Annotated in this window: 21 protein-coding genes; 10 read left to right on the top strand and 11 right to left on the bottom strand. The window is 69.9% G+C overall.

From position 1 onward, the window contains the following. Positions 1 to 131: 131 nt before the first annotated feature. Positions 132 to 1,649: an MFS transporter gene (locus tag CEK68_RS15480; RefSeq protein WP_152239908.1), complete on the bottom strand. Its 1,518-nt coding sequence runs from the start codon at positions 1,647 to 1,649 to the stop codon at positions 132 to 134. A 115-nt stretch (positions 1,650 to 1,764) separates the two neighbouring features. On the opposite strand from CEK68_RS15480, the gene CEK68_RS15475 reads away from it, so the two are divergent. Both CEK68_RS15475 and uvrD read left to right on the top strand, forming a co-directional pair. Next, positions 1,765 to 2,646, top strand: coding sequence for a LysR substrate-binding domain-containing protein (locus CEK68_RS15475; RefSeq protein ID WP_152239907.1), 882 nt, complete (start codon positions 1,765 to 1,767; stop codon positions 2,644 to 2,646). A gap of 70 nt (positions 2,647 to 2,716) precedes the next feature. Next, entirely contained in the window at positions 2,717 to 4,918 is a 2,202-nt protein-coding gene (gene uvrD / locus CEK68_RS15470; RefSeq protein WP_152239906.1) for a DNA helicase II, read from the top strand. 87 nt (positions 4,919 to 5,005) lie between these two features. Here the strand turns inward: uvrD and CEK68_RS15465 are convergent, their stop codons facing one another. The 5 genes from CEK68_RS15465 to CEK68_RS15445 form a co-directional block, all read right to left on the bottom strand. Beyond that, positions 5,006 to 5,971, bottom strand: coding sequence for a UPF0104 family protein (locus CEK68_RS15465; RefSeq protein ID WP_226977905.1), 966 nt, complete (start codon positions 5,969 to 5,971; stop codon positions 5,006 to 5,008). Beyond that, positions 5,968 to 7,173 carry a cardiolipin synthase ClsB gene (gene clsB, locus CEK68_RS15460; RefSeq protein WP_152239904.1) on the bottom strand — a complete coding sequence of 402 codons (1,206 nt, stop codon included), beginning with the start codon at positions 7,171 to 7,173 and terminating at the stop codon, positions 5,968 to 5,970. Before clsB ends, CEK68_RS15465 begins: the two co-directional genes overlap by 4 nt. Then, a complete protein-coding gene (locus tag CEK68_RS15455) occupies positions 7,170 to 7,910 on the bottom strand; it encodes an endonuclease/exonuclease/phosphatase family protein (protein ID WP_152239903.1) in 741 nt (246 codons plus the stop codon). The genes clsB and CEK68_RS15455 overlap by 4 nt, the downstream gene beginning before the upstream one ends. A gap of 119 nt (positions 7,911 to 8,029) precedes the next feature. Then, entirely contained in the window at positions 8,030 to 9,967 is a 1,938-nt protein-coding gene (locus CEK68_RS15450) for a M61 family metallopeptidase (RefSeq protein WP_152239902.1), read from the bottom strand. Positions 9,968 to 10,260: 293 nt separating this feature from the next. Then, a complete protein-coding gene (locus tag CEK68_RS15445) occupies positions 10,261 to 10,557 on the bottom strand; it encodes a hypothetical protein (protein WP_226977903.1) in 297 nt (98 codons plus the stop codon). 220 nt (positions 10,558 to 10,777) lie between these two features. Between CEK68_RS15445 and CEK68_RS15440 the strand changes: the two genes are divergently transcribed. Both CEK68_RS15440 and CEK68_RS15435 read left to right on the top strand, forming a co-directional pair. Beyond that, on the top strand, positions 10,778 to 11,338 hold the full coding sequence (locus CEK68_RS15440) for a sugar O-acetyltransferase (RefSeq protein ID WP_152239901.1): 561 nt from the start codon (positions 10,778 to 10,780) through the stop codon (positions 11,336 to 11,338). Between the two features lie 85 nt (positions 11,339 to 11,423). Further along, the gene (locus tag CEK68_RS15435) at positions 11,424 to 11,870 is read left to right on the top strand and encodes a universal stress protein (RefSeq protein ID WP_152239900.1); all 447 of its coding nucleotides are present in this window, start codon (positions 11,424 to 11,426) and stop codon (positions 11,868 to 11,870) included. 239 nt (positions 11,871 to 12,109) lie between these two features. Here CEK68_RS15435 and CEK68_RS15430 read toward each other — a convergent pair whose 3' ends face one another. Beyond that, entirely contained in the window at positions 12,110 to 12,403 is a 294-nt protein-coding gene (locus tag CEK68_RS15430) for a DUF2782 domain-containing protein (RefSeq protein ID WP_017910345.1), read from the bottom strand. 418 nt (positions 12,404 to 12,821) lie between these two features. Here CEK68_RS15430 and polA point away from each other — a divergent pair, with 418 nt between their 5' ends. After that, positions 12,822 to 15,593, top strand: coding sequence for a DNA polymerase I (gene polA, locus CEK68_RS15425; protein WP_152239899.1), 2,772 nt, complete (start codon positions 12,822 to 12,824; stop codon positions 15,591 to 15,593). A gap of 520 nt (positions 15,594 to 16,113) precedes the next feature. On the opposite strand, the gene CEK68_RS15420 is transcribed toward polA, so the two are convergent. The 4 genes from CEK68_RS15420 to CEK68_RS15405 all read right to left on the bottom strand — a co-directional run bounded on the left by CEK68_RS15420 (position 16,114) and on the right by CEK68_RS15405 (position 20,822). Then, positions 16,114 to 16,380, bottom strand: a complete 267-nt coding sequence (locus tag CEK68_RS15420) for a DUF2164 domain-containing protein (RefSeq protein ID WP_152239898.1) — start codon at positions 16,378 to 16,380, stop codon at positions 16,114 to 16,116. Next, positions 16,377 to 17,276, bottom strand: a complete 900-nt coding sequence (gene hemF / locus CEK68_RS15415; protein WP_017910342.1) for an oxygen-dependent coproporphyrinogen oxidase — start codon at positions 17,274 to 17,276, stop codon at positions 16,377 to 16,379. The genes CEK68_RS15420 and hemF overlap by 4 nt, the downstream gene beginning before the upstream one ends. Before the next feature lie 75 nt (positions 17,277 to 17,351). Next, positions 17,352 to 17,912: a hypothetical protein gene (locus CEK68_RS15410; RefSeq protein ID WP_152239897.1), complete on the bottom strand. Its 561-nt coding sequence runs from the start codon at positions 17,910 to 17,912 to the stop codon at positions 17,352 to 17,354. A gap of 525 nt (positions 17,913 to 18,437) precedes the next feature. After that, positions 18,438 to 20,822 (bottom strand): S9 family peptidase, encoded by a 2,385-nt coding sequence (locus tag CEK68_RS15405; RefSeq protein ID WP_152239896.1) that lies wholly within the window; start codon positions 20,820 to 20,822, stop codon positions 18,438 to 18,440. A gap of 267 nt (positions 20,823 to 21,089) precedes the next feature. Between CEK68_RS15405 and CEK68_RS15400 the strand changes: the two genes are divergently transcribed. The 5 genes from CEK68_RS15400 to CEK68_RS15380 all read left to right on the top strand — a co-directional run bounded on the left by CEK68_RS15400 (position 21,090) and on the right by CEK68_RS15380 (position 26,370). Beyond that, the gene (locus CEK68_RS15400) at positions 21,090 to 21,449 is read left to right on the top strand and encodes a hypothetical protein (RefSeq protein ID WP_152239895.1); all 360 of its coding nucleotides are present in this window, start codon (positions 21,090 to 21,092) and stop codon (positions 21,447 to 21,449) included. Positions 21,450 to 21,626: 177 nt separating this feature from the next. Beyond that, positions 21,627 to 23,030: a cytochrome ubiquinol oxidase subunit I gene (locus CEK68_RS15395; protein ID WP_017910339.1), complete on the top strand. Its 1,404-nt coding sequence runs from the start codon at positions 21,627 to 21,629 to the stop codon at positions 23,028 to 23,030. After that, positions 23,030 to 24,046: a cytochrome d ubiquinol oxidase subunit II gene (gene cydB, locus CEK68_RS15390; RefSeq protein WP_152239894.1), complete on the top strand. Its 1,017-nt coding sequence runs from the start codon at positions 23,030 to 23,032 to the stop codon at positions 24,044 to 24,046. The genes CEK68_RS15395 and cydB overlap by 1 nt, the downstream gene beginning before the upstream one ends. 109 nt (positions 24,047 to 24,155) lie before the next feature. Continuing rightward, a complete protein-coding gene (locus tag CEK68_RS15385; RefSeq protein ID WP_152239893.1) occupies positions 24,156 to 25,517 on the top strand; it encodes an AMP-binding protein in 1,362 nt (453 codons plus the stop codon). Positions 25,518 to 25,806: 289 nt separating this feature from the next. Continuing rightward, a complete protein-coding gene (locus CEK68_RS15380) occupies positions 25,807 to 26,370 on the top strand; it encodes a hypothetical protein (protein ID WP_152239892.1) in 564 nt (187 codons plus the stop codon). Positions 26,371 to 26,387 lie beyond the last annotated feature (17 nt).

Here is a 26,387-nt window from a genome sequence, read left to right as displayed (position 1 = left end):
CCTCCCATCGCGCTCATTGCCACAGCGGACCGAGGTGTGACCGCGTAGAAGCGGCTTCAGCCGCGACAGGCCTTCGCCGGTCACGCCCATCGCGGCTGAAGCCGCTCCTGCACGAGACTTCCCCGCAGGCATCAGCGGCTTTCATCCACCGCGTGTTGCGGTGTGCGCCCGAGCAACAGGCAGATCGCGATCGCTGCCAGCGCGGTGATCGCCGCCAGCACCCGGGTGAGCGTGCCGAAGGCCGCCGCGTAGGCCAGCCGCAGTTGCGTCGCGGACAGCGCGCCCTCGGCCATGGAGGCGGACAGATCGCCGGCGACCAGCCGCTGCGCGGTGTCCGCCAGGGTCGCGTGCGGCAGCAGCGGCGCGACCGCGGCCAGCCGCACCTGCAGCAGCGCCGCCAGCAGGGCCGCCACGCTGGCCAGGGCGATGCCTTCGCCGGCCACGCGCAGCGTGCCGAACAGGCCGGCGGCCATGCCGGCGCGTTCGATCGGCACCACGCTCACCGATAGCGCATCCATCAGGCCCCAGGGCAGGGCGGTACCGGCACCGATCAACAACAATGCCGGCAGCGCCTGCGCCGGGGGCCGCGCGCCGAGCCAGCACAGGCCGGCCGCGGCCGCCGCCAACCCGGCTGCCGACAGCCAGGCCGGGGCGATGCGCTGCGCCAGCACCGCGGCCAGGCTCGGCACCAGCAGCATCGGCGCCGACAACACCAGCAGCGTCAGGCCGGCACTGGCCGCCGGCGTGCCATCCACGCCGATCATGCGCAGCGGCAGCAGCACCAGCAGCACCACGTAGCTGGTGCAGGTGGCGACCGGCAGCAGCTGCACGCCGACGAAGCGCCGGTAGCGGAACAGGCGCAGGTCCAGCAGTGGATGGCGGCGGCGCCGTTCGATCCACACGAAGCCGAGCAGCAGCAGTGCGGCGGCACCGAGCAGGACCAGCGTCGCGGCGCTGCCCCAGCCGCTGTGCGGGCCCTGGATCAGGCCGGCGGTGAACAGCGCCAGCGCCGCGCTGAAACACAGCGCGCCGGCACGGTCGGGTGGACCGGCGGCCGGATCGCGCGAGGCCGGCAGCCAGCGCGCGGCCAACGCCCACGCCAGCGCGGCGAACGCGGCCACGCCGAAGAAGATCGCGCGCCAGCCCAGCCGTTCGCTCAGGGCGCCGGCGGCCAGCGGGCCGAACGCCAGGCCGGTGCCGAAGGTGGTGCCGAGCAGGCTGAACGCGCGCGTGCGCGCCGCGCCGGTGTACAGCTGGGCCAGCGCCGCGGTGCCGGCGGCGAGCGCGGCGGCGGCACCGACGCCCTGCAGCGCCCGCCACAGGTCGATCGCCGCGACCGAGCCGGCCACGGCCACGCCCAGGCTGGCGCTGGCGAACAGGGCCAGACCGCCGAGGAACACCCGGCGCCGCCCATGCCGATCGGCGAGCGCGCCGGCGGCCAGCAGCAGGCTGCCGAAGCTGAGCATGAAGGCGTTGGTGATCCAGGCCAAAGCCAGCGCGCTGCCGCCCAGGGCCGCGCCGATCGCCGGGGTGGCGACGGCACCGCCGGAGAAGTTCAGCGGCAGCGCCAGGGCGGCCAGGCACACTGCGGCCAGGGCGGCGCCGCGGCGCGGCAGGACAGTGGAATCGGGAGGCGAAGCGGAGGTCATCGGAGCGGCTCTGGCGGCGGATGTCGGAAAGCCACTAGAGATACCGAGGCGGCAATTCGCGAAAAAGGCCGCGATCCTCCGCGCTTTGCGGAATGGAACGCTCTAATATCGCGGCATGGACCGCCTCACCGGCATCGTCGCCTTCGTCCGGGCCGCCGAACAGCGCAGCTTCGTCGGCGCCGGCCGCGTGCTCGGCATCTCGGCCTCGGCGGTGGGCAAGAGCGTGGCCGCGCTGGAGCGCGAGTTCGGCGTGCGCCTGCTGCAGCGGACCACCCGGCGCATCGCGTTGACCGCCGAAGGCGCGCTGTTCGTGGAGCATTGCCAGCGCGTGCTGGCCGATCTGCGCGAAGCCGAGGAGGCGCTGGCGCAGACCCGGCAGGCGCCGCGCGGGCGCCTGCGGGTCGGCCTGCCGACCATCGGCTACCGCTTCCTGGTGCCGCTGCTGCCGGAGTTCCGCCAGCGCTATCCGGACGTGGAGCTGGACCTGGAGTTCGACGACCGCGTGGTCGACCTGCTCGAGCACGGCCTGGACGCGGTGATCCGCAGCGGCGTGCAGGCCGACTCGCGGCTGCTGGCGCGGCGCCTGGGGCCGTTCCGCTTCTGCCTGTGCGCGGCGCCGGACTACCTGCGCCGCCGCGGCGTGCCGCAGACCCCGGCGGAGCTGGCCGCGCACGATGGCGTGCTGTTCCGCGTTCCCGATACCGGCAAGCCGCAGGACTGGCCGCTGGCGGAACCGGCGCCGCTGCCGCCGGCGGTGCTCACCTGCAACAACATGGAAGCGGTGCGCGCCGCGGCGATCGCCGGCCTGGGCATCGCCTGCATGCCGGCGTTCCTGGCGCAGGACGCGTTGGCCGCTGGCCGCCTGCAGTCGGTGCTGGACGCGCACCTGACCGACGGCGGCGCGTTCTTCGTGGTGTGGCCGTCGCGTCGGCAACTGTCGCCGAAGCTGCGCGTGTTCGTGGATTTCCTCGCCGAACGGCTGTTCCGCACCGATTGACGCCACGTCGTGTGCCGGGCGACGCGCGCTGTCGCAGCCGCTGCGCCGCCGCACCGGCTAAAATGCGCGGGTGGATGTCTCTCATTTGCTCGACGATCTGAACCCCGCCCAGCGCGAGGCCGTTTCCGCCGCGCCCGGCCATTATCTGGTCCTGGCCGGCGCCGGCTCCGGCAAGACGCGCGTGCTCACCCATCGCATCGCCTGGTTGCACCAGGTGCATGGCGTGCCGGTGCACGGGATCCTGGCGGTCACTTTCACCAACAAGGCCGCGGGCGAGATGCGCCACCGCGCCGACCTGCAGTTGCGCAACGGCAGCCGCGGCATGTGGATCGGCACCTTCCACGGCCTGGCGCACCGCCTGCTGCGCCTGCACTGGCAGGACGCGAAGCTGCCCGAGAGCTTCCAGGTGCTCGACGCCGACGACCAGCTGCGGCTGGTCAAGCGCGTGGTGCAGCAGCTGGAACTTGACGAGGGCAAGTACCCGCCCAAGCAGATCGTGTGGTGGATCAACCAGCAGAAGGACGAGGGCCGCCGCGCCCAGCACATCCAGCCGGAACCGCGCGATGAGTGGGTCACCACCCTGCGCAACGCCTACGCGCTGTACCAGGAGCGCTGCGACCGCGCCGGCCTGGTCGACTTCGCCGAACTGCTGCTGCGCGCACACGAATTGTTGCGCGACACCCCGGCGCTGCTGGCGCACTACCGCGCCCGCTTCGGCGAGATCCTGGTCGACGAATTCCAGGACACCAACGCCATCCAGTACGCCTTCGTGCGCGTGCTCGCCGGCGACAGCGGCCACGTGTTCGTGGTCGGCGACGACGACCAGGCGATCTACGGCTGGCGCGGCGCCAAGGTCGAGAACGTGCAGCGCTTCCTCACCGATTTCCCCAGCGCGCAGACCATTCGCCTGGAGCAGAACTACCGTTCCAGCGCCAACATCCTCAACGCCGCCAACGCGGTGATCGCGCACAACCCCGACCGCATCGGCAAGCAGTTGTGGACCGATTCGGGCGACGGCGAGCCGATCGACCTGTACGCCGCCTACAACGAGGTGGACGAGGCGCGCTATGTGGTCGAGCGCGTGCGCCAATGGGTGCGCGACGGCGGCAGCTACAGCGAGGCGGCGGTGCTCTACCGCAGCAACGCGCAGTCGCGTGCGTTCGAAGAGGCGCTGATCGCCGAACAGGTGCCGTACCGGGTCTACGGCGGCATGCGCTTCTTCGAGCGCGCCGAAATCAAGGACACCCTGGCCTACCTGCGCCTGGTCGCCAACCGTGCCGACGATGCGGCGTTCGAGCGTGCGGTCAACACCCCGCCGCGCGGCATCGGCGACCGCACCCTCGACGAAGTGCGACGGCTGGCGCGCGCGCAGTCGCTGTCGCTGTGGGCGGCGGCGCGACAGGCCGCGCAGCAGGGCGGTGAGCTGGCCGCGCGTGCGCGCAACGCGCTGGGCCTGTTCCTCGGCCTGATCGAGCAACTGGCCCTGGACGTGGCCGGGCTGCCGCTGCCCGAACAGATCGACCAGGTGCTGGCGCGCTCCACCCTGCGCGAGCACTGGGGCAAGGAGAGCCGCGGCGGGCTGGATTCGGAATCGCGCACCGACAACCTCGACGAACTGGTGTCGGTGGCCTCGCGCTTCGTGCGCGCCGACGGCGACGAGGACGCCGACGAAGGCCGCCAGGCGATGACCGAGCTGGTCGCGTTCCTGGCCTACGCCTCGCTGGAGGCCGGCGAAGGCCAGGCCCAGGCCGGCGAGGAAGGCGTGCAGTTGATGACCCTGCACTCGGCCAAGGGCCTGGAATTCCCGATCGTGTTCCTGGCCGGCATGGAAGACGGCCTGTTCCCCAGTGCGCGTTCGCTGGAAGAGAGCGGGCGCCTGGAGGAAGAGCGGCGCCTGGCCTACGTCGGCATCACCCGCGCCCGCCACAAGCTGGTGCTGAGCTACGCCGAGTCGCGGCGCATCCACGGCCAGGACAACTACAACGTGCCCTCGCGCTTCCTGCGCGAGATCCCGCGCGAACTGCTGCACGAAGTGCGGCCGAAGGTGCAGGTCTCGCGCAGCGTCTCGCTGGGTGCGCCGCGCAGCCTCGGGCACAGCGTGATCGAGGCCCCGGCGATCAAGCTCGGCGCCAACGTGCAGCACCCCAAGTTCGGCGGCGGCGTGGTCATCGACTACGAAGGCAGCGGCGCCCACGCCCGCGTACAGGTGCAGTTCGACGAAGCCGGCGCCAAGTGGCTGGTGATGGCGTACGCCAATCTGACGGTGTTGTAGCCACGGCGCTGGCGGCATGCCGGGTAGCTCCGCGTACGTGCAGCCGCCTGGCCGCTCGCTTGCGCCGATGATCGGGCGACGGCGCAGCTAACCCGGTGGACTGTCGGTGCGCGCGGCGCCTCGATCGCCGCGGCGACTACGCGCCTCCAGCACGGCATAGCCCGCACAGGCGAGCAGCAACGGGCCGAGGTAATAGAAGGCGCGATAGGCCAGCAGCGCCGCCAGCAGTTCCGCTTGCGGTGCATGCGATCCCAGCAGCGGCAGCACCACCGCTTCGAGCACGCCGATGCCGGCCGGCACGTGGGCGATGGCGGTGGCCACGGCCGCCGCCAGCAGTGCGCCGAGCGCCGCGGTATAGGCCACGCCGGCCGGCATCAGCACGTACAGCAGGGCGCCCATCAGCGCCCAGTTGCCGGTACCCAGGCCGAGTTGCAGCAGCGCCAGCGGCAACGGCGGCAGGTGCAGGACGTGGCCGCGCACCTGCAGCGTGCGGCCATGCGCGCGCTTGCAGGCGATCAGGTAGCCCACCACCAAGCCCAGCATGGCGGCGCCGACCCAGGGCAGCACCGCGCCGCTCAGCGGCCACTGCGCCGGCGTGCGCAGGCGGCCGCTGACCAGCAGCACGCCGGTCAGCAGCAGATAGCCCATCCAGTTGGTGGCGATGGCGAAGCCGACCACGCGGCTGATCGTCGCCAGGCCCAACCCGGCGCGTCCGTACAGGCGGTAGCGCAGGGTAGTGCCGCCGATCAGCGCACCGACATTCAGGCTGAAAGCGTAGGCGATGTCCGCGATCGCCATGACCCGCGGCGTCGGCACCGCGTGCGCCGCGTAACGTCGCGCGGCCAGGTCGTAGCCGGCATACAGCACGTAGCTGGCCAGGCTCAGGCCTGCGGCGGCGGCCAGGGTGCCGGCACCGTAGCCCGCCAGGGTGGTGCCGACCTGCGCCCAGTCCACGGTGCGCGCCGCGCGCACCAGCAATACCGCCACCAGTACCAGGAAGGCCAGATAGGCGAAGCGGCGCAGCATGCGCCAACGCGTGCGCGGATGGTTCATGGCGCGTGCCGCTTGCGCCGCAGTACCGCAGTGCGCGGCGTGCGCTTGGGCAGGCGGCTGGCCCACTGCGGCACGTTGCGCAGCACATGGAACAGCAGCGGCCGCAGCAGCGGTTGCCAGAAGCATCCGTGCGGCACCTGCGCCGGCACGACTTCGCGGCAGTGCCGTTGCATCAGTCGCTGCAGGCGCCCGTGCAGGTCGCGCGCGAAGGCGGCATCGCGGATCACCAGGTTGGCTTCCAGGTTCAGCGCCAGGCTCAGCGGATCCAGGTTGCTCGATCCTACCGTGCTCCAGTGCCCATCGATCACCGCGACCTTGCCGTGGAACGGGCGCTCGCAGTACTCGAAGATCTGCACGCCGGCATCGACCAGATGCCGGTACAGCGCGCGTGCGGCGAACAGCGCCACCGGCGTGTCCGGTTGCCCCTGGAAAATCAGCTTCACCGCCACCCCGCGTCGCGCGGCAGCGCACAGCTCGCGCAGGAAGCCGTAGCCGGGGAAGAAGTAGGCGTTGGCGAGCACGATCTGGTGCCGCGCGTTGCGGAATGCCTGCCGGTAGGCGCGCTCGATGCTGCGTGAACGGCCGGCGTTGTCGCGTGGCAGGAAGCACACCTCGGCCGCGCCGGCGGGCGGCATATCGACGTTCTCCTGCGGCACCCAACCCACACCGGTACCGTGGGTGGCCAGGGTCCGGCGCACGAACGCGACCATGTCCGCCACCACCGGGCCTTGTACCTCCACCGCGTAGTCCTGTTTCGCCTCCGGGCCGAAATCGGCCAGGTGATCGGCCGACCAGTTGATGCCGCCGATCATGCCGATCCGCCCGTCCACCACCAGCAGCTTGCGGTGCATGCGCCGGAACACGTTCAGGCGCACGCCGAGCAGGGTCGGCTGCTGGTCGAACAGGCGCAGCTCGGCGCCGGCCTCGGTCAGTTCGCGCACGAAGCCGGGCGAGAGATCCGGCGAGCCGAACGCATCCACCAGCAGGTGCACGCGCACGCCGCGGCGCGCGGCCGCGACCAGGTGGTCCTTCAGCGCCAGGCCGACCTTGTCCTCGAACCAGATGAAGGTCTCCAGCAGCACCGCGTGCCGGGCCGCGTCGATCGCGGCGAAGGCGCGCGGAAAGTACGCATCGCCGTTCTCCAGCAACTGCAGGCGGTGGCCCTGGCGCCAGCGCGTGTCGCGGTTCGCGGTCCGGTTCACAGCACGATCCTGGCGTGCAGCGGGGCGTGGTCGGACAGGTGCGACCACGGCCGGCCGGTCAACACCCGTGCGGCCTCGATGCGCACGTTGCGCACATAGATGCGGTCCAGCGGCAACAGCGGCCAGCGCGCCGGGAAGCTGCGCGCCACGCGTCCGTGCAGGTGCGCAAAGGCCTCGGTCAGGCCATGCCGCTGCAGCAGCGGATGCCCGCGCTGGCGCCAGTCGTTGAAGTCGCCGGCGACGATCAGCGGCGCCTGTGACGGCAGTTCGGCGATCAGCGCACCGAGTAGGCCGATCTGCCGGCGCCGGTGCGCCTCGCGCAGGCCCAGATGCACGCAGATCGCATGCACCGCCTCGGCATGCCCGGGGATCTCCAGTACTGCATGCAACAGCCCGCGGTGCTCGTGGCCGGCGATGGAGACGTCGCGGTTGACGAAGGAGGCGATCGGGAAGCGCGACAGCAGCGCGTTGCCGTGATGCCCATACGGATACACCGCATTGCGGCCATAGGCGAACTGCGGCCACAGCGTATCGGCGAGGAATGCGTACTGGCTCTGCGCCGGCCAGTCGGCGTGGCGGCCGGCATGCAGCTGATGTTCGCCCAGCACTTCCTGCAGGAACACCAGGTCCGCGGGCAGGGCGCGGATCGCCGCACGCAACTCCGGCAGCATGAAGCGCTGCTTCAGCACGCTGAAGCCCATGTGCGCATTGATGGTCAGCAACTCGATCGCAGGCATGCCGGGACGGGACGGAAACTCCGCCTGCCATTGTCGTCCGCGTCCGCGTGTGGCGCGTGACGGTGCCGCGTCGCGCACGTGCCGCCGCTGCGTCGACGGCAGCGGCGGCAGGCGTCGGCTCAGCGCCGTGCGGTGATGATCTTGCTCAGGTAGTCCGGCGTGCCCTCGACCCGCACCAGGTGCGGATACTGCAGGCCGTCGTGGTAGTTCACCGGCACGTCGCGCACGCCGCCCTGATATTTGAGCGTCAGCACGATCGGCGCGCTGCCGCCCTTGGCGTCGGCGATGGCCTGCTTGAGCGTGTCGCGCGAGTAGTCCTGGCCGTTGACCGCCAGCACCGTGGCGCCGCTGCTGACCCCGGCCTTGAACGCCGGGCCGTCCCACAGCACGTCGTTGATGCTGGCGTCGTCGTTCATCACCAGGCCGATCGACCAGGCGAAGTTGTAGCGGTGCCGCGCCGACTGGTGGCGGCCGTCGTACTGCTTTTCGAATGCGCTGGGCTGGTCGGTATACACCAGCTTCCAGCCGCTGGCCTGCAGGCCTTCCAGCAGCGGCGGGTCCACCTGATACACGCGGCGGTTGATGTAGTCGGCCCAGTCGTAGCGGACCACGCCGTCGAGCGCGGCGACGACGTCGTCGAAGGTGTAGGTCTTGACCGCGAAACTGCCGTCGTCGATGCCGAAGAACGCCTTGGCCACGTCGTCCAGCGACTTGCGCCCGCCGCTCATCGCGCGCAGCTTGGCGTCCACCGCCAGCCACACCATCTGCCCGCCGCTGTAGTAGTCCTCGCTCATCTGCCAGCTGCGGTAGGGCAGCGGGGACCGGTGCGCGGCGGTGGGGTCGTTGGTGGTGTCCTCCAGCGAGCGCCAGCGGAAGCCGGCGCGGTTGCGGTCGTAGTTGGCGGCGGTCATCGCCAGCGCGTCGCGGAACTGCTGCGGCGTCCACATCCCGGCGCGCGCGGTCAACACATAGCCCCAGTACTGGGTCTGGCCCTCGTAGACCCACAGCAGCGAGTCGCCCATCGGCACGTTGAAGGTCGGCGTCCACAGGTCGGCCGGGCGCCGGAACTTGCCATTCCAGGAGTGCGTGTACTCGTGCGCCAGCAGGTCGCGGTCCGGCGCGTTCTCGTCCCAGGCGCTGAAGTAGTCGGCAGCCAGTCCGTTCTCGCTGGACTGGTGGTGTTCCAGGCCGTTGCCGCCCAGCACGTCCGACAGCGAGAACAGGAAGTCGTAATGCGCGTAGTGGTGCGAGCCGAACAGCTTGATCGCCTGCACCGGCAGGTTGCGGTGCGCCTGTAGCTGCTCGGCGCTGATGTCCAGGAACCGCGGCGCGTCGGCGACCACGTCCAGGTGCACCGGCGCGCCGCCGGCCGGGGTCAGGTCCACGCGCTTGAAGTAGCGCCCGGCGTAGATCGGCGAGTCGACCAGGGTGGTGAAGTCCACCGGCTTGAAGGTGGTGGTGGCGCCGTTGCGGCTGGCGGTCTCCAGCGCGGTGCCGAACTCCCAGCCGGCCGGCAGGGTCACGCTGGGCGCCACGGTGATGCCGCGGGTGTCGTGGCCGGCCGGGTACAGCGCCACCTTGTTCCACTCCAGCTGCAGCATCTTGTCGGTCATCTCGAAGCCGTCGTCGCGCGGCGACAGGTACTGGAAGCTGGCGTCGATCGCGCTCACGCCCTGCGGCACGTCGACGTGGAAGCTGTACACGTCGAAGGTGTCGCGGCGCCACGGCAGCGGCTTGCCGTTGGCGGTGAGGGTGAGACCGGCCAGCATCGCCACCGGCCCGCTCGGCGAATGGTCGCCGGGGATCCATTGTGGGTACTGCAGGGTCAGCCGCCCGGCGCTGACCGGGATGGTCTCGTGCACCCGGTAGATACCCTGGCGCACATCGCCGGCGTCCACCTGCAGGGTCAGGGTGCCGGGGTAGGGCGTGTCCTGCGGCACCGGCACGTCCGGTGTGCGCACCACCTGTGCCTGCGCGGCGCCGGCGAGCGCCAGGCCGATGCCGAGGACCAGCGCCCGACGGGCGCGACGGGAGACGGGAAAAGCGGTGGCGGACATGCGCGGCTCCGGGAGCGGGATGGGATGCGAAGCGCGGAACGTTAGCACCTGCCGCCGTCGCCGTCGCACTTGCCCGGCCCGGTCACGCAGGTGCCAGGCAATGCCGTTCATCCGGGGGCCACGGGGCCCGGGCTGTGATCCCGGGACGGCCGCGCGACAGCGGTGTCCCTCTGGCGCCTGGCGGCAGCGGCGGTCGTCCAGCGCTGGCCCGCTGTGGACGGCCGCCAGGCGCGCAAGCGCTTGGACTCCGGCTGCATCGCAGCTGCGGCGTTGCAGCCGGAAAATGTGCCGCCTCAGTCCTTCAATGCGCCGTCGCTCGGATCGCTGGCGGCATAGGTGGACGTCGGCAACTCCGCAGCATGCGGATGCCGCAACGTCTCGCGCAGCGGCGCCGGCAGGTGCTCGACCGCCAGGATCACCTTGCCGAAATGCACGTCGCGCACCGCGCTCGCCGGCACCACAAAATCGCCTCCGTTCTCGATATTGACGACGAACGTGGCGCCGCCGTTGCGCACCTCGCGCACCGCCCCCACACCGACCTCGCCATCGGCCACGAACACCATCTGACCTGTTTCCACATGTTCGGACATCGCGCACCGCCTTTGTCTGGGAAGAGCCCACGCGGGCTGGAATGCGCCGGCAAGGGCGTTCGATGATCGGACGCGTAGGCGTTGCTGGAAGGTGAATGCGACGTGGTCTGTTGGTCACGACGTCGCCGTGGCTGCGGCTTGCGCGTCACCGCCAGGGACACGCGCCGTGACGCAGCGCGATGCGATCATTCCCGTTCGACCACTGCCTGGGAGGGCAAGGATGCGAAGCGAAAAAGAGAAGATGCTGGCCGGCGAACCGTATCGTCCCAACGACGCACAGCTGCAGGCCGAGCAGGACGCGGCCAGTGCCTGGATGCAGCGCTACAACGCGGCGCTGGCCGAGCCACCGGCGCGGCGGCACGCGCTGCTGGTCGAAGGATTGGGCTCGGTCGGACGCGGCGCGTTGGTGCGGCCACCGTTCCATTGCGACTACGGCTACAACATCCACCTCGGCGAGGACGTGTTCCTCAACTTCAACTGCGTGATCCTGGACGTGGCACCGGTGCACATCGGCGCCGGCACCCAGATCGGGCCGGCGGTGCAACTGTACGCCGCCGATCATCCGCGCGATGCCGCGCAGCGCGCCGAAGGGCTGGAGCTGGGGCGGCCGGTGACGATCGGGCGCAACGTCTGGATCGGCGGCGGCGCGATCGTGCTGCCGGGGGTGACCATCGGCGACGACGCGGTGATCGGCGCCGGCAGCGTGGTCACCCGCGACGTGCCGGCCGGCGCGCGCGTGGCCGGCAATCCGGCACGCCTGCTGAAGCCGCACAGCGACTGAATTTGATCCGGGTCAAGGCAGGCGCCGCGCAATGGGTGTGCAATGCTTTCCTGGCCGCCACGCGCGGCGTTACCGGAGCACCGCCATGTACCAGCGCATCCTGATCGCCATCGATGGTTCCGAGTTGTCCGCCAAGGGGTTGCAGCAGGGGTTGGCGCTGGCCGCCAAGCTCGGCGCGGAGGTGGATATCGTCACCGTGTCCGAGCCCTGGGCGATGGGCATGTACGACGCGATGGGCTGGAGCGTGGGCTACGAGGCCAGCCCCGAATACCGCCAGGACCGCGAAGCCGGCGCGCAGAAGATCCTGGCGCCAGCACTGGCCGCCGCCGCGGCCACCGGAGTGACCGCGCACGGTCGCCACGTGCTCGACCGCTACGCCGCCGAGGGCATCATCGACATGGCCGTGGCCTGCAACAGCGATCTGATCGTGATGACCTCGCACGGCCGCCGCGGCATGAGCCGGGTCCTGCTCGGCAGCCAGACCGCGGAAGTGCTGGCCAACAGCCAGGTGCCGGTGCTGGTGATCCGCTGAGGCGCTGACCGGCCCGCGCCGGGGTCGGCGCGGTGCGGAACACGTTCGAGGCCGGCATCCGGCCGCTGGCCGCAGCGACCTATCGCTTTGCCGATACGCTTCGGCCTGTCACGCGGCTGCGCCGGGAGGCGACGCCGCGACAGGGGCTGGCATCCGGCACACGCCTGCATCCGTCCGTCTGGGCAGATCGGGGACGCGCACGCGCGCCGCCGCCGTTGGGTGGCGCGCCGGGCGCGCCATTACCAGCTGTACAGCTTCCAGTACACCGGCGACACATTGTCCTTGCTGCCGTCCACTTCCATGTGGCCGTCGCCATTGCGGTCGTACAGGTAGTAGGCCGGGCCGCGCGCCGGCGTCACTTTGACCATGCGCAGCTGGCCGCCCACGCGGTACTCGTCGACGGTGTCGCCGTTGTCCATCTTGCGCTGGGTCGTTTCCGCGCCGCGCACGTCCATCGGCGCGCCGTCCGGGCCGAGGCCGGTGGAGGCGCAGCCCGCCAGCAGCAACAGCGGGACCAGGATCAGGGCTTTCATTGCGGTGTTCTCCACGGGCAGGACATGCGCAGAGTATGCGCCGAGTGTCTGCATGCGGTGTGGGAATGGCGCGCCGTACCCTCACCTCAACCCCTCTCCCGGTGGGAGAGGGGCTCCTGGCTGTTCCCTTCTCCCGCCGGGAGAAGGTGCGCCGTAGGGGCGGATGAGTGTACGCGCGCAGCCTCGTGAACCCAGGTCAGCGGGTCGCTTCGCGCCGACCCTCACCCCAACCCCTCTCCCAGGGGGAGAGGGGCTCGCGCCTTTCCTTCTCCCCCGGGAGAAGGTGCCCCGTGGGGGCGGATGAGGGTACGTGCGCAGCGGCGTGAACCCAGGTCAGCGGGTCGCTTCGCGCCGCACCCTCACCCCAACCCCTCTCCCGACGGGAGAGGGGCCACACGCCGCAGCGTAGAATTGGCCGATGAGCCGATTAGTCCTGATCGACGGGTCCAGTTACCTGTATCGCGCGTTCCACGCGCTTCCGCCGCTGACCAATGCCGCCGGCGAGCCCACCGGCGCGCTATTTGGCGTGGTCAACATGTTGCGCGCCACCCTCAAGGAGCGCCCCGAGTACGTGGCCTTCGTGGTCGATGCGCCGGGCAAGACCTTCCGCGACGACCTGTATCCGCTGTACAAGGCCAACCGGCCGCCGATGCCCGACGAGCTGCGCGCGCAGGTCGAGCCGATGTGCCAGATCGTGCATGCGCTGGGCATCACCATCCTGCGCGAGGACGGGGTCGAGGCCGACGACGTGATCGGCACCCTGGCCCTGCAGGGCGCCGGCGACGGCCTGGACGTCACCATCTCCACCGGCGACAAGGATTTCGCCCAGCTGGTGCGCCCCGGCGTGCAACTGGTCAACACCATGAGCGGCAGCCGCATGGATTCGGATGCGGCGGTGATGGAGAAGTTCGGGGTCTGGCCGCACCAGATCGTCGACCTGCTGGCGCTGATGGGCGACGCCATCGACAACGTGCCGGGCGTGGAGAAATGCGGACCCAAGACCGCGGCCAAGTGGCTGGCCGAGTACGGCTCGCTGGACGGGGTGATCGCCCACGCCGACAGCATCAAGGGCAAGATCGGCGACAACCTGCGCGCGGCGCTGCAGCGCCTGCCGCTGAACCGCGAACTGGTCACCATCAAGACCGACGTGGCGCTGCCCGGCGGCCCGCGCACCCTGGGCCTGCGCGAACAGGAGCCGGAGCAGTTGCGCGGCCTGTACCAGCGCTACGGCTTCACCCAGGCGCTGCGCGACCTGGACGGCGGCGTGGCCGCACCGGAGACCGCCAGCGAGGCGACGCCCAGCCTGCGCGGCACCGCCGCCGGCTATGCACGGGCCGCGGCGCCGGCCGCCGATACGGCGCTGGACCCGGCACTGGCCGCCAAGGGCGACTACACCGCGGTGACCACACCCGAGGCGTTCGAAGCTCTGCTGGTGCGCCTGCGCGCCGCCGACGGCTTCGCCTTCGACACCGAGACCGATGCGCTGGACGCGATGCGCGCCAACCTGGTCGGGCTCAGCTTCGCCACCGAGCCGGGCCGCGCCGACTATCTGCCGCTGGGCCACGACTACCCCGGCGCGCCGGTGCAACTGGACCGCGCGCTGGTGCTGGAGATGCTCAAGCCGCTGCTGGAGGACCCGGCCAAGGCCAAGGTCGGCCAGCACGGCAAGTACGACCTGCACGTGCTGCGCCGCCACGGCGTGGAGGTGCGCGGCTACGCCGACGACACCATGCTGGAGAGCTTCGTGCTCAATTCCACCGCCAGCCGCCACGACATGGACTCGCTGGCCCGGCGCTACCTGGGCTATGACACGGTCAAGTACGAGGACGTGGCCGGCAAGGGCGCCAAGCAGATCGCGTTCTCGCAGGTGGCCATCGACGACGCCACCGGCTACGCCGCCGAGGACGCCGACATCACCCTGCGCCTGCACCGCACGCTGTCGGCGCAACTGGACGCCGAGCCGGCGCTGGCGCGGGTCTACCGCGAGATCGAGATGCCGCTGGTGCCGGTGCTGGCGCGGGTCGAGGCCAACGGCGTGTGCGTGGACATCGCCGAGCTGCGCAAGCAGAGCCAGGACCTGAGCCAGCGCATGCTGGCCGCGCAGCAGAAGGCCACCGCGCTGGCTGGGCGCAGCTTCAACATGGACTCGCCCAAGCAACTGCAGGCGGTGCTGTTCGACGAGCTGAAGCTGCCGGCGGTGCTGAAGACCCCCAAGGGCCAGCCCAGCACCAACGAAGAAGCGCTGGAGGCGATCGCCGACCAGCACGAGCTGCCGCGGGTGATCCTGGAGTACCGCGGCCTGGCCAAGCTGCGCAGCACCTACACCGACAAGCTGCCGGAGATGGTCAACCCCGACACCGGTCGCGTGCACACCAGCTACCACCAGGCCGGCGCCGCCACCGGGCGGCTGTCCTCCTCCGATCCCAACCTGCAGAACATCCCCATCCGTACCGACGACGGCCGCCGCATCCGCCGCGCCTTCGTCGCCCCGCCCGGGCGCAAGCTGATCGCCTGCGACTACTCGCAGATCGAGTTGCGGATCATGGCCCACCTGTCCGAGGATCCGGGCCTGTTGCGCGCCTTCGGCAGCGGCGTGGACGTGCACCGCGCCACCGCCGCCGAGGTGTTCGGGCGCAAGCTCGAAGAGGTCACCGGCAACGAGCGCCGCGCCGCCAAGGCGATCAACTTCGGCCTGATGTACGGCATGAGCGCGTTCGGCCTGGCCCGCAACCTGGGCATCGGCCGCGGCGAGGCGCAGGACTACGTGGCGCTGTACTTCAGCCGCTACCCGGGCGTGCGCGACTTCATGGAGCGCATGCGCGAGCAGGCGCGCACCCAGGGCTACGTGGAGACCCTGTTCGGCCGCCGCCTGTACCTGAACGACATCAACGCCCGCCAGCAGGGCCTGCGCGCCGGTGCCGAGCGCGCGGCGATCAACGCCCCGATGCAGGGCACCGCCGCCGACATCATCAAGCGCGCCATGGTCGGCGTGGACGCCTGGCTGCAGGACCACCGCGACCGCGCGTTGATGATCCTGCAGGTGCACGACGAACTGGTGTTCGAAGCCGATGCCGACTTCGTCGACACCTTGCTGCCGGAAGTGACCGGGCGGATGTCCGCCGCGGCGGAGCTGAAGGTGCCGCTGGTGGTGGACAGCGGGGTGGGCGACAACTGGGACGAGGCGCATTGAGTGCCCGGGTTCCGGGCGTGTACCCGGGACCCGACCTGGCGCTGCGGTGTCTTGCGTAGACATCGCATGCGCATGCACGCCGGATATCGCAGAGGGTTTTCCGAAGGATTATCCCGCCCGCGATTTTCGCTTTCCCATTCGCGTTGGTTTTTTGACCCCATCGGGCGCGCCAAGCCGCAAAATTCCTACTGGCGTCACACCCCGGGGCGTGCAGGATCGCTTTGATTGAACGGAATTTTGACGCGGTTTATTTGCACGGATTTTCGGGAATGAATCCGTCCTTAATCTGACAAATTTTTAACTTAAATCTTCACGAACGAGCAAGGTGGGGAATGTTCTTATATCCCTCGACAGGCGCAATACCTGTCGCGGATCTCCTCCCATCCCCTGGAGCAGATCCAGGAACGGCGACTCCTCCCCAAGTCTCCGTTCCCTGGCCCCGCCGACCTCCCCCTGGTCCGCGGGGCTTTTTTATGCCCGCACGTTCGTGATGCCGCGCTGGCAGCGCGCGCGACCCGGCTCAGCGGCGCGCGTCGGTGGGCTGCTGCAGTTGATAGAGCGCATCGTCCAGGGTGTCCATCTGCGCGGCCAGCGTGGTGCGGGCATCGTGCAGGCCGCGGTTGTAATAGTGCGGGCCGATGCGCTCGGCGACGAAGTCGAGCAGGAATTCGGCCTCGAACGCACCGACCTGCTGCTGCAGTTCGGTGCGCAGGTAGGCCTGCAACTGTTCGGCGATGGCGCGCTTGTCCTCGCGGCCCAGCACGGCGGTACGTGCCTGCGCGCTCATGCCAGCCATTCGCGCGGCACCAGGTACTCGGCCAGGCGCGCCTCGGCGCTGCCCGGTTCGGGCTGGAAGCCGTACTCCCAGCGCACCCGCGGCGGCAGGCTCATCAGGATGCTCTCGCTGCGGCCGCCGCTCTGCAGGCCGAACAGGGTGCCGCGGTCGTAGACCAGGTTGAATTCGACGTAGCGGCCGCGCCGGTACAGCTGGAACTCGCGCTCGCGCTCGCCCCAGGGCAGGCCGCGGCGGCGTTCCACGATCGGCAGGTAGGCGTCGAGGAAGCCGTCGCCGACCGCGCGCTGGTAGGCGAAGTCGCGCTCGAAATCTGCATGCAGGTCGTCGAAGAACAGGCCGCCGACGCCGCGGGTCTCGTTGCGGTGCTTGAGGAAGAAGTACTCGTCGCACCAGCGCTTGTGCGCCGGATAGCGGTCTTCGCCGAACGGCGCGCACAGGTCGTGCGCGGTCTGGTGCCAGTGGCGGGCGTCCTCGTCGAACGGGTAGTACGGGGTCAGGTCGAAACCGCCGCCGAACCACCAGGCCACGGTGGCGCCGTCGCGCTGCGCCTCGAAGTAGCGCACGTTGGCGTGGGTGGTGGGGATGTACGGGCTGAGCGGGTGGAACACCAGCGACACCCCGACCGCGCGCCACGAGGCGCCGGCCAGTTCCGGACGGTTGGCGCTGGCCGAGGGCGGCAGGCGGGTGCCGGCGACGTCGGAGAAGCCGATGCCGGCCTGCTCGAACAGCGCGCCGTCGCGCAGGATGCGGGTACGGCCGCCGCCGCCCTCCGCGCGCTGCCACAGGTCTTCGGCGAAACGGGCCTGGCCGTCGGCGGCCTCGACCGCCGCACAGATGCGGTCTTGCAGGCCAGTGAGATAGTCGCGAACGCGGTCGAAGGTATGCATCCCGCCATTCTAGAAGCTGGCTGTGTCAGGCGTCTGCGGCGGGCTGCCCGGACTGCGCGGGCCGGTCGGCATGCGTCAGCGGCGGAACTCGGCGCGCAGCGCGGGGCGGCACAGCTGGTAGACCAGCCAGCCGTGCAGGCCGGCGAAGACCAGGGCGGTCAGCGCGCCGCTGACCATGAGCGTCATCCGGCCCAGCGCCAGGTCGTGCTGGAGCTGTTGCGGGTCGAAGGCGTGCTGCGGCGCCCAGACCTGCAGCAGATCGAACAGTTGCCACAGCAGCGGCAGCACCGCGAAGTTGGCCGCGGCGGTGACCACCAGGAACACGATGAACGCCCGCCGCGCCCAGTCGCGCCGCTGCAGCAGCGCCCACGACGCCGCGCACAGGCCCGCCGACAGCAGCGCCGACAGCCAGGACAGCGCCAGCGCATGGGCGACGCACCACTGCAGCAGCGGCGGCAACGGCAGCCCGGCCTCGCGCAGCACGCCCTCGATCGCCCCGTCCGGCAACGCCATCAGCAACAGCGCCTGGCCCAGCGAGTACAGCAGCGACAGCACCCCGATCAGCAGCGAGAGCTTGGCCATCGCATCGATATTCTGGTTGCGGGCGGCAGTGCGGGGCAGCGGCGGAGGCGGCATCGGCGGTCCTTCGGGGCGGGGCGGCGCTGGCGGCGCCGCACCGGCGGCAGTCCGGCAAGGATAGGGATGGCGGAGCAGGGCGCAAGCCGGCGTGGCGCGCGAGGGGGGCGCCTATGCCGATGCGCGGCCTCTGGTCAGGGCGCTGCCGATGCGGTTTCGCCAGGAGCGGGGCTACGCCAAGGTCGTGCCGATGCCGTCTGCGTCCGGACGGCCTAGCTGCGGGCGCTCGCGTAGCAGCGGCTGCAGCCGCGACGCGCCTTACCGGGAAAGCCTCGTCGCGACTGAGGTCGCTCCCACAGGGGCTTGCGGCGAGCCCGCCGGGTGCACTGTGGGAGGGGACTTCAGTCCCGATGCATTGCGCCATCGGAAGGCTCACCACGTCGCGCGTCGCGGATGCATGACCGTTGACTCCTGCGGAACGGCGCGATGCGTGACGGACACCGGTGGTTGGCGCTGTCCCGAAGGCGCCCCGCGGGCGCTGCGCCTGCCGCACGTCGACGGCAGGCGCCTCGGTATGCGGCCGGCTCAGCGCAGCTCGCGTTCGAACAGCTTGAGGATGCGCTTGTACTCGTCCAGCCAGGAGTCGGCGCGGGTGAAGCCGTGCTTCTCTAGCGGATATGGCGCGATCTCCCAGTTGTCCTTGTGCAGCTCGATCAGCTTCTGGGTCATATCCACCGAGTCCTTGAAGAACACGTTGTCGTCGACCATGCCGTGGGCGATCAGCAGGTGGTCGCGCAGGCCGCTGGCGTATTCGATCGGCGAGGAGGTGCGGTAGGCCTCCGGGTCCAGGTCCGGGGTGTTGAGGATGTTGGAGGTGTACTCGTGGTTGTACTGGCTCCAGTCGGCGACCGGGCGCAGCGCGGCGCCGGCCTTGAACGTGCCGGGGCTGCGGAACAGCGCCATGTAGGTCATGAAGCCGCCGTAGGAACCGCCGTAGATGCCGGCGCGGCCACGGTCGCCCTGCTTGCTGTCGACCAGCCAGTCCAGGCCGTCCAGGTAGTCCTCCAGTTCCGGGTGGCCCATGTCGCGGTAGATCGCGGTGCGCCAGTCGCGGCCGTAGCCGGCGCTGGCGCGGTAGTCCAGGTCCAGCACGATGTAGCCCTTCTGCACCAGCAGGTTGTGGAACATCTGCTCGCGGAAGTACGGGGTGTAGCGTGCCGACACGTTCTGCAGGTAGCCGGCGCCGTGCACGAACATCACCACCGGATAGCGCTTGCCCGGCTCCGGCTGCGCCGGACCGTAGTACTTGCCCCAGACGGTGCCGGCGCCGTGCTTGGACGGCACCTGTACGAACTGCGGCTGTACCCATTGGCGCGCCTTGAACGCGGCACTGCGGGTGTCGGTGAGCACGCGCGCGTTGCCGCCGGCGGCCGGCAGCACCGCCAGTTGCGGCGGCAGGTAGGGGCCGGAATAGTGCACCAGCAGCTGCTGGCCGTCCGGCGAAAGCGCGAAGTCCTCCACGCCGTCCAGCGAGGTCAGTTCGGCGACGCTATCGTTGCGCAGGTCGAGCTTGCACACCTCGTAGTCGCCCGGCCACTTGCGGTTGCACAGGAACAGGAAGCCCTGGCCGTCGGCGCTGACCACCGGCGCGGACACTTCCCACTTGCCGGAGGTGCGCTGGCGCGGCTTCTCGTTGCCGCGCTGGGTGTACAGGTGCGAATAGCCGGACTGCTCGGACAGCAGCCACAGCGTCTGGTTGTCCGGCATCCAGCCGAAATCGTTGAAGCTCCAGTTGATCCAGGCCGGATCGGTCAGGCGGTGGCGCGGCTGCAGCACCGCCTTGTCCAGGTCGACGCTGGCGATCCAGCGATCCTTGTTGTCCACCGCGCGCAGCAGCACGGCGACATTGCGGCCGTCCTCGCTCCAGTGCATCGAGGCGCCGCTGCCGTCGCCGTCGGTTTCCACGCGCACCGCGCGCGGGCCCTGCAGCGGCTCCTGCTTGGCGGCCTTGCGCAGCGCCGCCAACGGATCGGTGCCGATGCCGGGCAGCACCGACAGGTCGAGCTTGCGCGCGCTGCCGGCCACCGCATCGACCAGCCACAGGGTCTGCGCCACCGGCGAATTGCGCCCGACCAGGGTGCGCGCTTCCTGGAACTCGGCGTAGCCGGATTCGGTCACGTACTTGGGCATCTTGCTGTCGCGGCCTTCCTCGGCGCCCTTGGCGTGGGTGACCACCAGCAGGTGGCGGCCGTCCGGCGACAGAGCACTGTCGTCGACCACCACGTCGTCGCCCAGGTACACCGGTGCCGGCGCGCGGCTGCTGTCGGCGCGGCGCCAGGCTTGCTCCTGCTGGCGCAGCAGCTCGCGCTGGGCGCGGTCGCGGGCAAGGGTCTCCAGCGTGCGCAGTTGCTGCTCGCGCAGCACGTCGGGCTTGGGCGCGGCATCGGGATCGCGCTCGGCCTTGAGCACCGCGGCCTGCTGCACGCCGCCGCCCGGGCTCCAGCGGTACCAGTCGTTGCCGACCCGCCACAGCGCGCCGCCATCGGTGGTGAACTGCGGCCGCGCGGCGGCCTGGTTGCTGCGGGTCAGCTGGGTCAGCGCGCCGCTGCGCAGGTCGCGCAGGAATACGTCGCCGTTGCGCACGAACAGCATGCGCTGGCGGCGGGTGTCGTAGACCGGGTTGGCCGCGTCCAGGGTGCTGCGCTGGGCGTCCTCGACCCGCTGCGCGGCGCCGCCGTCGACGCCCTGGCGGTAGGTGTCGCGCACCGGGCTGCCGGTGCGCTTGAGCTGGTACTGCACCTGGCGCCCGTCCCAGGCCCACCAGGCGTCCTCGACCGGCGGCCCGATCCAGTCCGGATCGGCCATGGCCTGCTCGATGGTCAGCGGGGCGGCGGCATCCTGGGCCGCGGCCAGCGGCGGCAGGCAGGACAGGGACAGCAACACAACAGCGCTCAGGGCGAGACGACGCATCTGGAATTCCGGGCGAACGGCAAACCGCAAGCGTAGCAGTCGCCAGGGTGGCGGCGATTGCGCCGTTGGTCATGGGCGCCACCGGGAGCGGAGGCCTTGTAATCTTGGCGACGGTGCTGGCGGACCCGCATCGGGTAAGTCGGCGCACGCGGTGGCTGCGCCATGATTGCTTGTCACACCGCGCGTCGCTTCAGGTCACGACGGCCTGGAATGACGCAGGCCAGGGTCGACACGCCACTGAGCAAGCATGCAAACGCGGGGGGAGCCATGAAAAGTGTGCTTGTGTGGGCGGCGCTTGCAACAGTTGGCGGACAGCAAACGCACGACTTGCCGAAGACCGACTGCGCCTCCGGCTTGCGCCCGCTCGAAACCATTCGGCCAGCGCTGCCAGGGCGCACGGGGAGCCAGTTCATCGGCTCTATCTACGTCGCGATCGTGATCGAAAGGAACGGCGACGTATCGGTTGCCGAAATATCGAGGGTCGATATCAAGCAGTTGGAGAGAAGGAGATTCCCCGATTCAGGATACGCTGAAGCGGTGCTTGATGCTGTCGGACAGTGGAAGTTTCCCGAGGTGAGCATGCGATGCAAAAAGGAAGTCAAGGTGGAGTTGGCGTTGTCTCATTGATGGAGGCGCCGGGCTTGAGACGGGGCCCGATGAACCGAGCCTCGAACAGAGCCCTCTTTCCGCTATCGCGGTTGCGCCAACCCTGCGGCAATGGCGGCGCTGCGACAAACCGTCACATCCCATTTCGCCGCGCCGCACCAACAATAGGCATCGTTTCCGCTGCCTCAGGCGCTACCCATGGACGCCCTGCTGCTGTCGCGCATCCAGTTCGGATTCGTCATCAGTTTCCACGTGCTGTTCCCTGCCTTCACCATCGGCCTGTCGAGCTGGCTGGCGTTCCTGGAGTGGCGCTGGCTGCGCACCCGCGACACGGTGTGGCGCGATCTGTACTTTTTCTGGCTGAAGATCTTCGCCGTGTCCTTCGGGATGGGTGTGGTCAGCGGCATCGTGATGAGCTTCCAGTTCGGCACCAACTGGGCGGTGCTCAGCGAACGTGCCGGCAACATCCTCGGGCCGCTGCTCAGCTACGAAGTCCTGACCGCGTTCTTCCTGGAAGCCTCGTTCCTGGGGGTGATGCTGTTCGGCTGGCACAAGGTGCCGGAGAAGCTGCACTTCCTGGCCACCTGCCTGGTCGCCATCGGCACACTGATCTCCACGTTCTGGATCCTGTCCGCCAATAGTTGGCTGCAGACGCCGGCCGGCTATGCGGTGGTCGAAGGCGTGTTCCATCCGGCCAACTGGCGCGAGGTGATCTTCAACCCGTCGTTCCCGTACCGGCTCACGCACATGGTGCTGGCCGCATTCATCACCACCTGTTTCGTGATCGGCGGGGTCAGCGGCTGGTACCTGCGCCGCGGCGAGCACCTGGATGCAGCCGGGCGCATGCTCAAGCTGGCGGTGGCGTTCGCCGCGATCGCGCTGCCGTTGCAGATCGCCGCCGGCGATGCGCATGGCCTGAACACGCTCGAGCACCAGCCGATCAAGGTGGCGGCGATGGAGGGGCACTGGCACGGCGAGGCGAAGGGGCAGGGCGTGCCGCTGGTGGTGTTCGCGGTCCCCAACGAAGCCGCCGAGCGCAACGATTACGAGGTGACCATCCCGCGCCTGGGCAGCGTGATCCTCACCCACACGCTGGATGGCGAGATCACCCCGCTGACCGCGGTGCCGCGGGACGAGCGGCCGCCGGTGAAGCCGGTGTTCTACGCGTTCCGGGTGATGGTCGGGCTGGGCATGGCGATGCTGCTGCTGGCGCTGGTGTCGCTGTTCTTCTGGTGGCGCGGCACGCTGCTGCGCCGGCGCGCGCTACACCTGGCGTGGAACGCGATGCTGCCGGCCGGGTTCGTGGCGCTGGTCGCCGGCTGGTTCGTCACCGAGATCGGGCGCCAGCCCTACGTGATCTATGGCCTGCTGCATACGCGCGATGCGGTGAGTCCGACGCTCAGCCCGGCGATGGTGTGGATCTCGCTGAGCGTGTACGTGCTCGCCTACGCGCTGGTGTTCGGTTTCGGCAGTTGGTACATCCTGCGCATGCTGCGCCACGGGCCGCTGCCGCACGAGCCGGCGCCGCGCATGCAGGAAGGCGACAAGACCCCGGCGCGGCCGCTGTCGGCGGCCGACGACGACATCGAGGAGACCCGCTGATGGACATGGCGACCGTATTGCCGGTGATCTGGTTCGGCGTGATCGGCTTCGGCGTGCTGATGTATGTGCTGCTGGACGGCTTCGTACTCGGCCTCGGCATCCTGGCGCCGTTCGCCGAGGACGAGGACCAGCTCGATCTGATGATGAATACCGCCGCGCCGATCTGGGACGGCAACGAGACCTGGCTGGTGCTCGGTGGCGCCGGCCTGCTGGCGGCCTTCCCCAAGGCCTACGCGATCGTGCTGTCGGCGCTGTACCTGCCGGTGCTGCTGATGCTGATCGCGCTGGTGTTCCGCGGCGTGGCCTTCGAGTTCCGCTTCAAGGCGCGCAGTTCCAAGTATCTTTGGGGCTGGGCGTTCGCGCTGGGCTCGCTGTGCGCGGCGTTCTGGCAGGGCGTGATCCTCGGCGCGCTGGTGGAAGGCATGCCGCTGCAGGACGGCAAGTATCTGGGCGGGGTGCTGGGCTGGTTCAGCCCGTTCTCGATGCTCACCGGCGCGGCGGTGGTGTTCGGCTATGCGTTGCTCGGCGGCAGCTGGCTGATCCTCAAGACCGAGGGCGCGATGCAGCGCATCGCCCGCACCCTGACCCGGCCGCTGGTACTGGTGGTGGTGGTGTTCATGAGCCTGGTCAGCGCCTGGCTGCCGTTCCTGGACTCGCGGATCATGGCGCGCTGGTTCCACGACGGGAACTTCTGGTGGCTGTCGCCGGTGCCGCTGCTGGTGCTGGTCAACGCGGTCGCGCTGTGGCGCGCGGCGATGGCGCAGGGCCGCGATGCGCGCCCGTTCGTGCTGACCCTGTGCTTCTTCGTGCTCGGCTTCTTCGGCCTGGTGCTGGGCATCTGGCCGAACATCGTGCCGCCCGGGCTGACCATCTGGGAAGCGGCCTCGCCGCCGTCCTCGCAGGGTTTCGTGCTGGCCGGACTGGCGGTGCTGCTGCCGGTGATCCTGGGCTACACCGCGTGGTCGTACCGGGTGTTCCGCGGCAAGATCACCGCCGATACCGGCTACCACCACTGACGGCGGGCCGTCGCGGCGGCCGGGGCGGCTTGCCAGCGACGGCGGTGGCGGCCAAGCTACCGGTTCCCCGCGCCGTGCGGGTCATCGCCCGCCCGAGCCGCCGCCCCGCATGTCCGCTGTTTCCTCCGAGATTCCCGCTTCGCCCCTGTTGCATCCGCTGGCCGTCGGCGACGCGCGGCGCCCGCTGGCCTTCGCCAACGGCGAACACATCGACCTGGCCACCTTCCTCGGCCACGTGCGCGGCCTGGCTGCGGTGCTGCCGGCCGGCCGGCATGCCTTGAATCTGTGCGAGGACCGCTACCGTTTCATGGTCGCGTTCTGCGCGGTGGCGCTGCGCGGGCAGACCTCGCTGCTGCCGTCCTCGCGCGCGCCGGCGGTGGTGGCCGAGGTGCAGCGCACCCATGCCGACTGCTACTGCCTGGGCGACCTGGCGCTGGCCGAGCCGCCGCCGCGCTACTGGCAGTTGCCGGACGCGCTGCCGTCGCTGGACGGGCCGATGCCGCAGCTGGCCGACGACGCGCTGGTGGCGATCGGCTTCACCTCCGGCAGCACCGGCGCGCCCAAGCCCAATCCCAAGACCTGGGGCAGCTTCCTCACCAGCACCCGCCAGGACCTGCTGGCGCTGGTCGGGCTGTGGCCGGACACGGCGGTGCCGCAGGTGGTGGCGACGGTGCCGCCGCAGCACATGTACGGCATGGAGTTGTCGATCCTGCTGCCGCTGGTGACGCCGCTGGCGGTGCACGCCGGGCGTCCGTTCTTTCCCGAGGACGTGGCCCGCGCGCTGGCGCAGCTGCCGGCGCCGCGGCTGCTGGTGACCACGCCGGTGCATCTGCGTGCGCTGGTCGAATCCGGCGTCGCCCTGCCGCCGCTGGCCGGCATCGTCTCGGCCACCGCGCCGCTGGCGCAGGAACTGGCCGCCGCCGCCGAGGCGCGCTTCGGCGGGCAGGTGCGCGAGATGTTCGGTTCCACCGAGACCTGCGTGTTCGCCAGCCGCCGCACCGCCTGCGAAGTGCCGTGGACGCCGCTGCCCGGCGTGCGCGTGGCGCCGCAGCCGGACGGCACCCTGGTGCACGCGCCGCATCTGCCGCAGCCGGTGCTGCTGGCCGACCTGATGGAAGTGGACGCCGATGGCCGTTTCCAGGTGCGCGGGCGCCAGGCCGACCTGCTGGAGATCGCCGGCAAGCGCGCCTCGCTGGCCGATCTCACCCGGCGCCTGCTGGCCCTGCCGGGCGTGGTCGACGGCGCGATGCTGCAACTGGACCCGGAACCGGGCCAGGCGGTGGGCCGCATCGCCGCGGTGGTGGTGGCGCCGACCCTGGACGAGGCCACGATCCTCGCCGCGCTGCGCCGCGAACTGGATCCGGTGTTCCTGCCGCGCCGCCTGCGCCTGCTCGACGCCCTGCCGCGCAACGAGACCGGCAAGCTGCCGCGCGATCGGTTGCTGGCGTTGCTGGCGGCACGCGAGGACTGACGGGGCGGTCGAATCGCACCGGGATTGGGATCAGGCCGGCTTGGCAAGCGGTCAATCGACCGCTGCTGGTGAAACGCCGAGCCTGCATCGCTGCAGATGGTTCAGTGGGCGGCTTGCTGTGGGGCCTGCCGGTGTTCGTATACTGCGCTCATCGCTTCGCGCCGCAAGGATGTGCCGCATGCCCCGTCGGGCTTCTCTCGTCCTGATCGCCTCGCTGCTGTGCGGGGCCTGCACCCATGCGCCCGCGCGGACGCCTGCCGTTGCGCCTCCTGCCAAGGAATCTCCCGCCATGACCTCGTCCCCCTCGTCCGGCGCCGCCGATCAGGCCGCCGCGCCCGTGTCGCCCAAGCTGAGCGCCGAGCAGATGCTCAGCCGATTGCTGACCTTGATCCGGACCAGCAGAAGCGTGGCCGAATTCACGCCGGAGCGCTTGCATGAGGTGATGGGGGTGGAGATGGACTATGCGCGTGATGGGTCGGGACGTTATGGATTCGGGGAGAAGGTCAGCCGGGATTGGGTGCATGGCTTCGAGGTAGATCCGAGAACGAAGAACCATGGGTTTGAGTTCAGCTTCGATCCGGCGACCCGTGGATCTTCTCCCGACATGACCAGTATCTGCCAGATGGACTTTGATCGCTTCACTGGTGAACTTGAAAAGATGGGATTTGTACGTGAGCACCACTTCGATTCTCCACCTCAAGCATCGTTTGGAGAAAAGCTGTCGCATGGAGCGCTGATGTACGATTTTTTTCAGCGTCCCGGCATGTGGATCCAGGTCTATCCCAATGGCGAGGCAAATGAGCCGATCGAAAAGATCAGCCACCTGTGTGTGCAAATGGTTGTGATCGGATAAAGACAAGGATGCCTCAG

It is taken from the genome of Xanthomonas sp. LMG 12461 (genome assembly GCF_009192935.1).
GTDB lineage: Bacteria > Pseudomonadota > Gammaproteobacteria > Xanthomonadales > Xanthomonadaceae > Xanthomonas_A > Xanthomonas_A sontii.
Note: the sequence above shows the minus strand (reverse complement) of the source record. Positions and strands in the feature narration are given on the sequence as shown.